Below are 12,738 nucleotides of genomic sequence, written 5' to 3'. Positions count from 1 at the left end.
CATCATGAAAAGTGGAGAGATCAACGTGGTAAGGGTTGGCCAGTGAGTCTTACAATGTGGATTGAGATCGAGACTGGTGCGAGCATTCAAGGCATTTCAAGCACCTTGGCGGCCATGGACACCCAGATGGAGCCCATCGACGGTGACGTTTCTGGCTTCTTCAACAGATCACACTGTCAGTTCATGTTCCGGTACGACGCTTCACCGGAAGAAGTGCTGGTCGACGTAGTGGAAGTGGATTGGCGCGTCGGCGTCCGGGGGTCCTTTCACTACCGAGCAGATAGCCTTCATGAGAGTTGGGAGGACATCTCTGAATTTGTCCGTTGCTATGCGGCGTCACATCCATTCAAGTTCATCTTGTCATTCCAGTTCGAGACTCTTTATGCAGTCAGGGACGAGCATGGACTAAGGTTCGTAGGTCCAATGCCTGAAGGCTGAATTCCAACAAGGCGGTCAGATGGTGGAAATTGCAAGGTGAGCAACTGAACTGGCACTGCTGTGTGTCTTCACGCTAGGCGCATTACGGAGGGTGACACCACCCTGCGCGGCGCCACCGCAACCGCCGACCGGATCGACATCAAGACCGGTGGCACCCTCACCATTGAATCGCTGCAGGACGTTGCAGAAGACTGTCCCCCGAGGAACTAGAGCGTGGAAAGCAATCGTTATGGATACGCCCAGTTGCGAGATGAGTTCTTGGGATTGGCGTATGAGTATTGCAGGGTCAAAGCAATGGGAACTCGTGGTTGGATTGAAGGCGAGACGTCGGCAGGCTTTGCACGTGACCAGCTTGACGGGGTATTCGACTCCGACATTGAGAACCTAATGCTCGAAGTTTTTTGCCTTATCTCTGCAGCCGGACGAGAGCCGCCAAAAATACGCGAGCTTCAGCTGTCTCGCGCTGCGCAGCTTCTCGATCGTGTTGGAGAGAACGGGATCCATCAACTCCTTGATGCCGACGGGGCATCTGAGCTTCTTTGCGACTTGAAGATCCTGGGCCTATGGCGACCGAAATCATCGTGACTAATCCAATTTTCGGATCGTGGCGAAGTCTCTCCCGGCGAGCAGGATATCCAGAAGGTGCATGATGCTGGGCTTGCGGTCGGTGCGGACATGAGCATCTCTGTCTCCGGAAAAGACGTCTGCGGATTCTGTAAGGGCGACATCGCTGCGGCGGCCCAGGCTGCTGGCTTGAATTCCCTTAGTGTCAGAGCGGTTGACAACAAGACCGGTCTACCAAAGACCTACTATTGGACCCAGGGTATGCGCTCAATCAGAGAGAAGAATCGTGAAACTAGCCGGATTCTACGTAAGTTCGGATACTGCGCGCACGCAGCTGCGAGTTCGGAATGATCCTTCCAATGAAGAGATTGACGCTGCGCTGCAGCTATTTTCGGCAATGAGCGGAACTGTTAGCCTGAGTGAAGATCCCGTGCCTGAGGTCGGAGTCTACGAACTGGCACTATATGCAGACAGCGGAAACTTCATGCTTATGCTTAGTCGCTACACCGACGACGGAGATCACGAGGTAGATACCATCACATATCCCACTGCGGGCGAAGGGGAGATTGAAATCCTTGGGGACCTGTATCAGCGATTCATGACGACACGTGACATCGAGCCGGTAAGAAGGTGCTTTCATGAATTCGCCTCTACTGGAAACGTCCAATCGGCGTCGCTGAAACTTCACGAGGGTGCCGGCTCCCCATAACTCCGGCTACTTGATCGGTCAAGGTCAGGCCAACGAATGCCGTGGTCAGCATGGGTGAACTTGCGGCGCTGCGAAGTGCACTGCAAGCTCGTCGATTGGCAAGCGCCGTTACCAGCGTACGCACCTGGGCGGCCGGGCGCTGCCGGTCGTAGCTCCACCAGCCACCGGTCGCGACCACGGCAACCACGGCCGCCGCGACGGCCCAGCCGCGCAGACCGGCCGCACGTGTTGGTCGCGGCGTGGCGCTCGCTCGAGATGAGCCAAATCGGACAAGATCGGAGACAGCTAATAATGTCAGTGCATGGATGGGAGAGCAGAGGGAAGACGGTCCGAGGTTTGATTGAGGAGCTTCGCACTTTCGAGAACCAAGACTTGAAGGTTGAGATTGCGTTTGGGCCAGGCGAAGAAAGCTTTCCGATCAGTCTCGTCGGCAATGACGGAGGAAAGTGCATTCTCTTTTGCCTCGCTGGGGGTTCTAAGCCGAGTGCGTGATGGCGATCGAACGGAGCGGCAGGAAGATTCACTGCCGCTTCGGCCCAATCGAAGAGGCTCTTTCGGCCAGACCTTGCCTGTCCAACTGCCTGGCTACGGGATAGCCGACAAGGTGTGGCCTTGCTGGGAGTTCTGAGTCAGGTGTGGAGTAGTACGTGACGTGAGCATCGTGGTTCCAACGAACTGCAGCTATTGGCGCTGAACTCGGGAGACGATGAAAGCGACCAAGCAGAACATTCTTCGGTTCTCTTGCTTGTGCCTATGGGTTCTCTGTGTGCTGGTTGAGTCTGCGTTCTTGAGGGACGCGGCCTGCAGCAAGGCCTTCTACACCGCGCTAGGGACAATGGATTTTTCAAATCGAGAGGATATGGACGTCCTTGACGCCGTAGCTAGCCGCGCAGTCCGCGCGCATGGTTCCCATGTCGCGTTTCGATTCCTTGGATAGGTTTGGGCGAATGTGTACGGTGGGCTTTCCGTGTGTACCAAGGGGTTGGGGTACAGTCAGCAGCCCGTTCAGTAGTTCTAGTACCTGGCTTGATGACTTTGTGTGGTGCCCAATGCTCGCGACATAGGTGAGCAGGTCGACAAGCTTCAGTGGCGGTGGAGTGACTTCCAATCAAGGCAAAAGTGCATGACCATTCGCGATTCGCAGGGAAAATCGATAGAGGTCTGCCAGTGAACCAACGTCTTGCGCTTTCTAAGATTCTTGCGGTTGCGCTCAGCGCCGGCGTCTGCGGGTTGCTTCTGATCGGCCTACCACTGAGCGTCAACGCAGGGACAGCAATTGAGACGGTCTACTTCTCTTCGATCATAGGCATGGTGGCAGCTATCTTTGGCGTGGTGGTTGGCTTCCCAGCGATTCTCATTGTTGATGCTGTACTACCTCACGCGAAGTTCCGCCATGTCGCGTTGGGCGCGTTCTGTGCGGTGCTCGCTTGGCTCATAGTCGAGGGCGCCTTTGCGCGTGACGCCTGGAACAACATCTGGGCAAGCAGCACCTTCTGGATTGAATGGGCGCCCAGGCGACTTGCAGTGTTTGCGATCATAGGTCTGCTCGCGGGCATCCTTTACTCTTTCATCTGGCCCAGCTTGCTACGAAAGCTGACAGCGGCCAAGGACAGGTAGAAGGGCTGGTCGAGTGACAGTAAGTATTTCGAGACTAGCGTGGCGGGTGGCGAGTTGGTGCCGCGGACGGCACCACCGCTGATCAGGGGATGTTCTCGTGAGACCCCGGCTGTGCGGGCGGCTGCAATAATTGACTGGAGTAAAATTGTGTCTAGATCGTGGTGAATGGATTGCATGAGTCAGGAGCGTGATCATGGCAGGAGCGAAGTACAACCTGATTCACCTTGCGTACTTTTGCCTCTGGGCGCTATGTGCGCTGGTCGAGCTACTTTCTGCCTATTCCCATTGGAATAGGGGCTTGAGATTGATGCCTCAACTTCTTTTGGGACCTTACGGGGACTGGGTCCGGCTTGCCGTCGTCGTGTCATGCCTGTCTCTTCCAGTCCTTCTCTGCGTTCTCGTCGCTCGTTTGCGCCACTGGAAATGGACCAGGCTTCTGGAGGTCTTCCTGGCGATCGTTGTCGTTACCCTATTCCTATACAACATGTCTTTCATAAGGTCTTAGTTCCCAACGCCTAATCATCTCCAACCGTCGAGTTCCCGATGATCATTCTTGCCTGCATTACTGACCGTACATGACTGTCTTTGGCGACCCAAACAATTTCGCACTCATTGCCGCGAGCGTCCAATCCTGGAACGAAAGGCCTGGCATGGGGAATGGCATTTTTCGCTTCGTTGTGACGCTTCATGCGGACCATCAGGCATGCAGAGCTTGGCCATGAACCACCCGCTCAAGGAAGGTCAGGTATGGAAATGAGTACCTGGAACTGGGCCGCAAGAATGATTGCGGTGCCCGTCAGCACGGCTGTTGCCGGAAGCGTCGTCTTTCTGGCACTGTGGCTCTATGCCGCGAACATCCCGCTGGATGACGCGTTCAAGGCGCTGCCACTCTTCCTCATCATAGGCGCCGTGATCGGTTTGATCGTGGGATGCCCACTGGTGTGCCTGATCGATGGAATGTTCGAGCGCTGGCGGTTTCGACATGTGATTTTTGGCGCCGTCGGCGCCGTATTGGGCTGGCTCCTGATGGAGGGAGCATTCGCCAGTGGCGCGTGGGACGCCATCTGGTCGAGCCGGACGTTCTGGATGACCTGGGCACCCAGAAGGATCGCGGTCTTCTCGATAATCGGGCTCATGAGTGGTCTGCTCTACATGGGTATGGTCTCGCTCATTGATCGCGCCATACCCCGCGAGCGCTGGTAAACCTGGGCCTTGCGTGATTGCGATGCCTCTGCAGCTCAGCGGTTGCTTGATCACTGGCAGCCACGCAGGGCGTGGCTCTACGCACGGCGGGGCCGAATGACGCACAATCGAGCCATGCGCCGATTCCGCCACCCGCTCGTGCTGCTCGCCACCCTCCTGCTCGCCGCCTGCGCCAGCACGGACGTACGCAGCCCGCTGGCCACCTGGGTACCGTCGCTGAACCACAACGTGCGCAGCCCGGTCATCATCGTGCTGCACCACACCGACCAGGACAGCGTGCAGCAGAGCCTGCAGACGCTGCGCACCGCCAACAGCGGCGGGCGGGTCAGTTCGCATTACCTGGTGGGCGCGGATGGCCATATCTATCAGCTGGTGGCCGACAACCGCCGTGCCTGGCATGCCGGTGGCGGCCGTTGGGGCACCATTACCGACCTCAATTCGGCGTCGATCGGCATCGAGATCGACAACAACGGCAGCAGCCCGTTCGCCCCGGCGCAGATTGCCGCGCTGATCCGGCTGCTGGGCGACCTGTGTACCCGGCTGGATATCCCGCGCAGCCAGATCATCGCGCACGCCGACCTGGCCCCGTCGCGCAAGCAGGATCCCAGCCGCTTCTTCCCGTGGCAGCAGCTTGCCGACGCGGGATTCGGCCTGTGGCCGCGTGCCAGCGACGGACCCGCGCCGGAAGGCTTCGACCCCTGGCTGGGCCTGCAGGCGTTCGGGTACTCGCTGGACGACCGCGCCGCTGCCGTGGGTGCCTTCCACCGTCGCTTCCGCGGCCGCGACGATCTGCCGCCCACGCTCGATGCCGAAGACGCCCGCATCCTGTATTCGCTGCTGCAACAGACCCGGTGACATGACCCGACACTCTGCGTTCGCCCTCTTGGGCCTTTCCTTCCTGACCGCCTGCAGCGTCAGTCCGCCGAAGCCCGACGCCCCGGCCGCCAGCGTCACCACCACCTACGCGAAGTCCAACTGGGCCGCACTTCCTGCCGTCAGCGACAGCGACCTGCAGGCCGGTTTCGTCGCCTGGCGCAGCGCCTGCCCTCGCCTGAAGAGCGACGCGGTGTGGGCAGCGCCCTGCGCGGCTGCGGCGGGTGTGGCGACCACCCCCACGGCCATCCGCCAGTTCCTGCAGGACACCCTGCAGGTGTACGCCCTGCGCGCCGGGGGCCATCGTGCCGATGGCCTCATCACCGGCTATTACGAGCCGGTCTACCCCGGCAGCCTGACCCGCACCGCGAGGGCCACCGTGCCGGTCTACGGCGTGCCGACCGACATGGTCAGCGTGCAGCTTGATGGCCTGTACCCCGAACTCAAGGGCAAGCGCCTGCGCGGCCGCGTGGAAGGGCGCGTGCTTCGCCCGTACGACGACGCCGCGACGATCAGCGCCAAGGGCGTCAACGCACCGGTGCTGGCCTGGCTGACCCACCCGATGGACCTGCAGTTCCTGCAGATCCAGGGCTCGGGCCGCATCCGCCTGGACGACGGCCGCCAGCTGCGCATCGCCTACGCCGACCAGAACGGCCACCCGTACCGCCCGATCGGTCGCTGGCTGGTAGAGCAGGGCGAGCTGAAGAAGGAAGACGTCACCATGGACGCCATCCGCAGCTGGGCCAACGCGCACCCGGCCCGCATTCCCGAGCTGCTGGCCAGCAACCCGAGCTACGTGTTCTTCAGCAAAGGCCCGGACGGCGACGAAGGCCCGCGCGGTTCATTGAACGTGCCACTCACCGCCGGCTACAGCGTGGCGGTGGACCGCACCGTGGTGCCACTGGGCAGCCTGCTGTGGCTGTCGACTACGCGCCCGGACGGCAGCGCGGTGGTGCGCCCGGTGGCCGCGCAGGACACCGGCGGCGCCATTGCCGGCGAAGTGCGTGCCGACCTGTACTGGGGCACCGGCGACGCCGCCGGCAAGCTGGCGGGGGACATGAAGCAGAAGGGCAACCTGTGGCTGTTGTGGCCCAAGGGTGCGGCCCTGCCCAGCAACACTCCCGGCAGCTGAGGACCGGCCCATGGCGATCTTCTACGTGGTGGTGGGCGTGATGGTGCTGGAGATCATCCTGGAGCTGACCTGGAATCCGCTTTACTTCGTAACCGGCATCCGCCTGTACAACGAGCGCATTCCCGCCAACGCCGCCATGCGCGAGAGGCTGGTGTTGAACTGCCTGGAGCGCGATGTAGCCACCCAGAGGTGGCTGCCGCTGGTATTCCGCGCGCTTCCCGACGGCCGCATGGCATTCCGCGAGAGCTTCGGCATCAACTTCACCGGGCGCTACTACCCGGTGATGCGTGGGCTGGTAGTGGTGGATGCCAAGCGCAACCAGGTCCGCGTGGAAGGCATCTGCAACTGGATGACCCTGGCCATTGGCGGGCTGTGCGTGGTGATGCCCCTGGTGGTGACGACCGCCTGGCCGATGCTGATGATGCTGGGGCTGTTTGTCGGCTGCTACCTCTTCCAGCGTCGGCGCTATCACGGCGTCGCTGAAGCGCTGCGCGAACAGATGCGTGTGGAGCTGCCGGAAGCGATCATGGCGTTGAGGCGGCTTGCCCGGTGACGCTGCGCTGAGGTTGCCACGCAGGGCGTGGCACTACGCCTTGGGTCATACGCCGTGGCTCGAAATGGCTTCCACGCGCAAGCCGTAGTGCCACGCCCTGCGTGGCAGCCCGCACCCAGTAAAACTACTGCGCCCAACGCAGTGATTCTGCGCAGGTAGCGGCCGCGCGCCCGGGCTAGCATTCCAGCTTCAAGCCCCGTCGAGTCATACCCATGCACGAAGGACTGCTCAAAAGCTGGAACGCCGGCGCCACGCGCCAGGCCATCATCGCCTTCGTTGCACGGGTCACCCTGGAGGACGGCCCCGACTACGTGCCGCCGGCTGCACGGATCGCGGTGTTCGACAACGACGGCTGCCTGTGGTGCGAAAAGCCCATGCCGATCCAGGCCGACTTCCTGCTGCGCCGAATCGCCGAACAGGCCGAAGCAGACCCGGCGCTACGCGACCGGCAGCCCTGGAAGGCAGTCCATGAAAAGGACCAGGCGTGGCTGGGAAACGTCATCACCAAGCATTACGAAGGCGATGACACCATGCTCAAGGAAATGGCCGCCGGCCTGCTTTCGGCCTATGCCGAGGACGAGGTGGAAGACTTTGCCGGCAAGGCAGAGCAGTTCCTGCGCAGCGCGCAGAATCCGGTGCTGAAACGCCCCTACCTGAAGACGGCCTACGCGCCGATGCGCGAGCTGCTGCACTACCTGGAAGCCAACCAGTTCACCAACTACATCGTGTCCGGTGGCGGACGTGATTTCATGCGGCCTATCACCCAGGAGCTGTACGGCGTTCCGCCCGAGCGCGTGGTCGGCACCAGCGTCGCGCTGCAGTACCGTGAAGAAGAGGGCATCGGCACGCTGGTCCACACCTCGAAACTGGAGGTGTTCGACGACGGCCCGAACAAAGTGGTGCGCATATGGAGCCGCATCGGCGCGCGCCCGATCTTTGCCGCCGGCAACTCCAACGGCGACATCCAGATGCTGCAGTTCGCCACCCAGGGCAAGCGCGCCTCGCTGGCACTGCTGGTCACCCATGACGATGACCAGCGCGATATCGCCTACACGTCCGGCGCGCAGAAGTCGGTGGCGATGGCCGCCGAACACGGTTGGCCGCTGGTGAGCGTGCGCGAGGACTGGTCGCGCGTGTTCGTCGACTGACGCGCTTACTCCGAGTCCTGGCCCGCCAGCTTCATCACCCACGCAGGCACGGCCGGCTCGCCCTGGTAGAACGTCTTGGGCATCTTGTCGGCCATGGCCCAGCGCTGGATCCAGCTGATGCCCGCCCCGCCGTTGTAGCCTTCGGCGCGCAGGTAGGCCGGGTCTTCCATCGCGGTTTCAAGGGTGATGAAGCGGTACCCTCGGCGGCGGGTCGCCGCCACCAGTTCCTCCACGCTGTCTGCATTCAGCGCGTTGGCATGCATCAGCCACACCTGTGCGGGCAGCCTGCCCAGCAACTGCTGCGAGCGCTGCTCGTAGTAGTCCAGCTTGTTTAGCATGTAGGGGATGTAGCCGCGCCGCAGCTGGCGCAGGCGCGTCTCACGCACGGCAGGGTCGGTTTCGGTATCGCGCACCTGGTCGTACGCGAATGCCCAGATCCATTCCGCGTTGTCCACGGTCACCGGTGCGATACGGTACTGGTGTTGCTGCAGGAATGTCGCCAGTTCGGCGCGTGCTTCTGGCGACCTTCCTGCCTGCAGGTAGGGGTGCCGGAACCAGCGCAGGGTCTGCCCGCTCTCGGCGAGCAGGGGGCGCAGGACGACTTCGCCGCGCAGGATGTCCTGCTGGTAGGTGTCCAGCGGTACCGCATGCATGGAGACATGGCTGAAGGTGTGGTTGCCCAGCTCGAAGCCGGCGTCGCGCCAGTCGCGAAGCATCTGCACCCGATCCGGCTGCACCTGTCCGTCGACTTCCAGCTTGCCTTCGTTGACGAAGCCCACGATGGGCACGCCGGTCTGCTTCAGGGCGCCGATCAGGCGCGCGTGCTGGGCGTGCAGGTCGGCCTCGGCGCGTTCGCCGAGCCGCTGCCAGGGCAGGTCGTCGATGGTGAGCGCGATGCGTCGGTCCGGCTCGCTGGCCTGTGCAATTCCTGCCACGCAGAACAAGGCCAGGACGCCCCACCGAAGTATTCCCTTACCCACGCTCCACCTCCGTCGCGATGATCGTGAAGTATAGGGCGCATCGCTTCGCGGATGCCGGTGCTGGTGACCGCCCTGACCGGCGAGAATCACGCCAAGCTACTGGGTCGAAGGTAAGAAGCTACCTGCAATCGTTGAGATTACGATTGACCAGTCTGGTGTGCTCTGCCCGGTACTGGCGGACCAGGGAAAGCGCCGCCCCGTTCGAGCCTTCCGAAGGCTTCGAGAGAATCAGCAGTGGGCCACCTGGATGGGCGACCACCGTGGTGACGTCCCAGGTGTGGGAAGCGTGCGGCCCGTACGCCGCAAGCGGTTGCCTCGGATAGCGCGCTTCGAGCAGCGTCTTCAACGCCGAATGCGTGGCTTCTGCGTACGATCCCATAAAAGATGTAGCAATGGGGTCGCCAGTCGTGGCCAGCGTCGAGAGGCTCGCAACGTTCATGCGCGTTGTGCCGATCATGCACACACCCTCGCGCGCGAACAATGAGTGGGTGGATGTCGCGGGAAGGCACGTGTCGGCCGGTATCAGGTCCTCGGCATCACGCGGCAGCGCATTGAAGGCCGCAACCAGCTGGTCCTTCGAGAGCGCCGCGGCCAGGGGGCACTCCGGTAGGACGGGCAAGTCCGCAAGCGGCACGGCGACCACTGGGTGCGCATCCGGCTCAAGCGAGCCGAAGAAGGTGGCGGCCGCCTGTTTCATTGCCTCGCATTTCGACAGGGAGGTCTCAACCGAAAGCAGAATGGTGCCCGCCTTCGTGCGGACGCTTTGGCTGGCCGCGCAGGAGGTCGCGGTCTGTATGTCGTGGGCGATCCCAGGCAGCCCACGATAAGTAATGCGGCTGGAAGTCGCGCCCGGGACAGGCCGCTCGAAATTCATTTGTCCTGTTGCGGCGTCGCGGTCCTGACCTCGCATGGCCATGAACTTCATGCCGTCGTGGCCGCAGCCGAGCATGTCGGCCTGCGTCACGCTCTCCGTTCTGGACCGGAACGTGAAGTCATTGAACAGGCACGGCAGTCGGACCGAGTAGCCGCCGTTCGTGGACGTTGCCGTGGTCCAGCCGTCCGGCCCCAACGTGCCGGCCCCCATGCGATGCATTTCCAGCCCCTCAACCGGTGCTTGGGCAATGGCCGGGGCAGAGAAGCCTGGCAGCATGGCGGCGAGCAGGCCAAGGCGGTAGGAAAGTCGGCCGTGAGGAACTAGGCAGAGTGAGGGCATCAGCGAGTCCATTCGGAGAGCAAAGGCAAGCAAGATACAACGGCCTGTGCGAGGTGTTCTTTAGCGTGCCACGCCCCCCCATTTGCACTACATTGGTGCAATGACCCCCGCACCACCGTCTCCGTCCCTTGAAGTCCTTGGCACTCCGGTCGCCTGGGCCGACGCTGAAGGCCGCGTGGCCGGCTGCAACCCGGCCTTCGCACGCTGGCTGGGAGTAAGCGTGCGGCGCCTGCTCGGTCAGCCGCTGGCCTCGCTGGAGGTACAGGGCGAGGCGCTGGCGCACTTCCTGGCGCGCGGCGAACGCGACACCCTGCGCCTGCATCGGCTGGCCCTTGCCCTGCCCGGCGAGGCCCCGCGCTTCGCCGAAGGCTGGTTGAGCCGGCATGACGAAGATGGCTGGCTGCTGGAGGCGCACCCGGTGGACGAGTTCCCCGGGCTGGACCCTACGCAGGCCCTGCCCAGCGCGCTGAGCGCGGCGCTGAAAGGGCTGGCCCATGAGCTGCGCAATCCGCTGGCCGGCCTGAAGGGTGCGGCCCAGCTGCTGGCCCGGCGCAGCAGCCAGCGCGACCCGGAAGAACGCGAACTGATCGAGCTGATCGGCTCGGAGATCGAGCGCCTGAACGGCCTGCTCGAACAGCTGCTGTCGCCGGCGCCGGCGGCCCCGCACGCGCCGCTCAACATCCACGCGTCGCTGGAGCGCGTACTGCGCCTGGCGGAAAGCGAAGGTGGCTGGGCGGTGCGGCTGCAGCGCGATTACGACCCCAGCATTCCCGAATTCGACGGCGACGCCGACCGCCTTACCCAGGCGGTGTGGAACCTGGTGCGCAATGCGATCCAGGCCGGCGCCGGCACCGTCACCCTGCGCACCCGGGTGGAACATGGGGTGCGCATCGGCGACCAGCTGCAGCCGATGGCGCTGCGCCTGGAAATCGCCGATGACGGGCGCGGCGTGCCCGAGGCGCTGGCCGAACACCTGTTCCTGCCGCTGGTCAGCGGCCGCGCCGAAGGCACCGGGCTCGGCCTGGCGCTGGCCCAGCAGGTGGCGCGCGAACACCGCGGCACGCTGACCTACCGCTCGCGCCCGGGCCATACCGTATTCACCGTGCAGCTGCCGATCGGGCACGGCACCCCTGCCATGGAGGAAACCGCGCATGGCGGATGACACGCACACCGGCACCCAGCGCGTCTGGGTGGTGGACGACGACCGCGCGGTGCGCTTCGTGCTGTGCACGGCGCTGCGCGATGCCGGCTACACGGTGGAGGGCTTCGATGGCGCCGCCGCCGCGCTGGACATGCTGGCCAGCCAACCGCCGCCGGACCTGCTTTTCACCGACGTGCGCATGCCCGGCGATGACGGACTGGTGCTGCTGGACAAGCTGAAAGCGGCACACCCGCAACTGCCGGTGATCGTCATGTCGGCCTATACCGACGTGGCCAGCACCGCCGGCGCCTTCCGCGGCGGCGCGCAGGAATTCCTGTCCAAGCCGTTCGACCTGGACGATGCGGTGGCGCTGGCCCAGCGCGTCCTGCCGGCCCCGGATACCGCCGTGGCCGAGCGCAGCGCCGCCGCAGTGGACCCGGCCCCCGACCAGCGCCCGCAGCTGGTGGGCGACACGCCGGCGATGCGGGCGCTGTTCCGCGCCATCGGGCGGCTGGCGCAGGCGCCGCTGTCGGTGCTGATCAATGGTGAAACCGGCACCGGCAAGGAACTGGTGGCGCACGCGCTGCACCATGAATCGCCGCGTGCGCAGGGCCCGTTCGTGGCGCTCAACACGGCGGCCATTCCTTCCGAGCTGCTGGAAAGCGAACTGTTCGGTCATGAGGCCGGTGCGTTCACCGGTGCGCAACGGCGGCACGTGGGCCGCTTCGAGCAGGCCGATGGCGGCACGCTGTTCCTGGACGAAATCGGTGACATGCCGTTGCCGCTGCAGACCCGGCTGCTGCGCGTGCTGGCCGAAGGCGAGTTCTTCCGTGTCGGCGGCCGCGAGCTGATCCGGGTCGATGTACGGGTCATCGCCGCCACCCACCAGGACCTGGAAACGCTGGTGGCCCAGGGCCGCTTCCGCGCCGACCTGCTGCACCGGCTGGACGTGGTGCGGCTGCGGTTGCCGCCACTGCGCGAGCGCCGCGACGACATCGCGCAGCTGGCCGAGACGTTCCTGGCCGCTGCCGCGCACAAGCTGGACACGCCACCGAAGCGGCTCACCGCCGCGGCGCTGCAGGCGCTGCGCGAGCACGACTGGCCGGGCAATGTGCGCGAGCTGGAGAACGTGTGCTGGCGCATGGCCGCACTGGCCGCATCCGACAC

The 12,738-nt window shown here is 63.6% G+C and carries 12 protein-coding genes; 10 read left to right on the top strand and 2 right to left on the bottom strand.

Going from position 1 to position 12,738, the window contains the following annotated elements; translation table 11 throughout:
* The first annotated feature begins 54 nt into the window (after nucleotides 1-54).
* The 8 genes from RWO33_RS10515 (at nucleotide 55) to RWO33_RS10480 (ending at nucleotide 8,237) form a co-directional block, all read left to right on the top strand.
* On the top strand, nucleotides 55-438 hold the full coding sequence (locus RWO33_RS10515; protein WP_314104777.1) for a hypothetical protein: 384 nt from the start codon (nucleotides 55-57) through the stop codon (nucleotides 436-438).
* Nucleotides 439-651: 213 nt separating this feature from the next.
* Nucleotides 652-1,023, top strand: a complete 372-nt coding sequence (locus RWO33_RS10510; protein WP_314104776.1) for a hypothetical protein — start codon at nucleotides 652-654, stop codon at nucleotides 1,021-1,023.
* 1,855 nt (nucleotides 1,024-2,878) lie between these two features.
* Entirely contained in the window at nucleotides 2,879-3,328 is a 450-nt protein-coding gene (locus RWO33_RS10505) for a hypothetical protein (RefSeq protein ID WP_145480718.1), read from the top strand.
* A 753-nt stretch (nucleotides 3,329-4,081) separates the two neighbouring features.
* Nucleotides 4,082-4,531, top strand: coding sequence for a hypothetical protein (locus RWO33_RS10500; protein WP_314104775.1), 450 nt, complete (start codon nucleotides 4,082-4,084; stop codon nucleotides 4,529-4,531).
* Between the two features lie 114 nt (nucleotides 4,532-4,645).
* Entirely contained in the window at nucleotides 4,646-5,386 is a 741-nt protein-coding gene (locus tag RWO33_RS10495) for an N-acetylmuramoyl-L-alanine amidase (protein ID WP_314104774.1), read from the top strand.
* A 1-nt stretch (nucleotide 5,387) separates the two neighbouring features.
* Complete coding sequence (locus RWO33_RS10490) at nucleotides 5,388-6,536, top strand: MltA domain-containing protein (RefSeq protein WP_314104773.1); 1,149 nt, start codon at nucleotides 5,388-5,390, stop codon at nucleotides 6,534-6,536.
* Between the two features lie 10 nt (nucleotides 6,537-6,546).
* Nucleotides 6,547-7,089, top strand: a complete 543-nt coding sequence (locus tag RWO33_RS10485) for a hypothetical protein (RefSeq protein WP_314104772.1) — start codon at nucleotides 6,547-6,549, stop codon at nucleotides 7,087-7,089.
* A gap of 212 nt (nucleotides 7,090-7,301) precedes the next feature.
* The gene (locus RWO33_RS10480; protein ID WP_314104771.1) at nucleotides 7,302-8,237 is read left to right on the top strand and encodes an HAD family hydrolase; all 936 of its coding nucleotides are present in this window, start codon (nucleotides 7,302-7,304) and stop codon (nucleotides 8,235-8,237) included.
* 5 nt (nucleotides 8,238-8,242) lie between these two features.
* Here RWO33_RS10480 and RWO33_RS10475 read toward each other — a convergent pair whose 3' ends face one another.
* Complete coding sequence (locus RWO33_RS10475) at nucleotides 8,243-9,172, bottom strand: polysaccharide deacetylase family protein (RefSeq protein ID WP_314104770.1); 930 nt, start codon at nucleotides 9,170-9,172, stop codon at nucleotides 8,243-8,245.
* 163 nt (nucleotides 9,173-9,335) lie between these two features.
* A complete protein-coding gene (locus tag RWO33_RS10470; RefSeq protein WP_314104769.1) occupies nucleotides 9,336-10,430 on the bottom strand; it encodes a hypothetical protein in 1,095 nt (364 codons plus the stop codon).
* 100 nt (nucleotides 10,431-10,530) lie between these two features.
* Here RWO33_RS10470 and RWO33_RS10465 point away from each other — a divergent pair, with 100 nt between their 5' ends.
* Nucleotides 10,531-11,592 (top strand): ATP-binding protein, encoded by a 1,062-nt coding sequence (locus RWO33_RS10465; protein WP_145480737.1) that lies wholly within the window; start codon nucleotides 10,531-10,533, stop codon nucleotides 11,590-11,592.
* Nucleotides 11,582-12,738, top strand: a 1,157-nt coding sequence (gene ntrC / locus RWO33_RS10460; RefSeq protein WP_314104768.1) for a nitrogen regulation protein NR(I), incomplete at its 3' end; no start/stop codon positions are given. The genes RWO33_RS10465 and ntrC, both read left to right, overlap by 11 nt.

This window comes from uncultured Stenotrophomonas sp., from assembly GCF_963519925.1.
In the GTDB taxonomy this organism is placed as follows: Bacteria; Pseudomonadota; Gammaproteobacteria; order Xanthomonadales; family Xanthomonadaceae; genus Stenotrophomonas; species Stenotrophomonas maltophilia_AE.
This window is presented reverse-complemented; position numbering and strand designations above follow the sequence as displayed.

What these genes read in the sequence shown, in the direction of transcription:
- RWO33_RS10515 (WP_314104777.1), top strand. Translation starts at nt 55, where the DNA reads ATGTGGATTGAGATCGAGACTGGTGCGAGCATTCAAGGCATTTCAAGC.
- RWO33_RS10500 (WP_314104775.1), top strand. Translation starts at nt 4,082, where the DNA reads ATGAGTACCTGGAACTGGGCCGCAAGAATGATTGCGGTGCCCGTCAGC.
- RWO33_RS10495 (WP_314104774.1), top strand. Translation starts at nt 4,646, where the DNA reads ATGCGCCGATTCCGCCACCCGCTCGTGCTGCTCGCCACCCTCCTGCTC.
- RWO33_RS10490 (WP_314104773.1), top strand. Translation starts at nt 5,388, where the DNA reads ATGACCCGACACTCTGCGTTCGCCCTCTTGGGCCTTTCCTTCCTGACC.
- RWO33_RS10485 (WP_314104772.1), top strand. Translation starts at nt 6,547, where the DNA reads ATGGCGATCTTCTACGTGGTGGTGGGCGTGATGGTGCTGGAGATCATC.
- RWO33_RS10480 (WP_314104771.1), top strand. Translation starts at nt 7,302, where the DNA reads ATGCACGAAGGACTGCTCAAAAGCTGGAACGCCGGCGCCACGCGCCAG.
- RWO33_RS10470 (WP_314104769.1), bottom strand. Translation starts at nt 10,430, where the DNA reads ATGCCCTCACTCTGCCTAGTTCCTCACGGCCGACTTTCCTACCGCCTT.
- RWO33_RS10465 (WP_145480737.1), top strand. Translation starts at nt 10,531, where the DNA reads ATGACCCCCGCACCACCGTCTCCGTCCCTTGAAGTCCTTGGCACTCCG.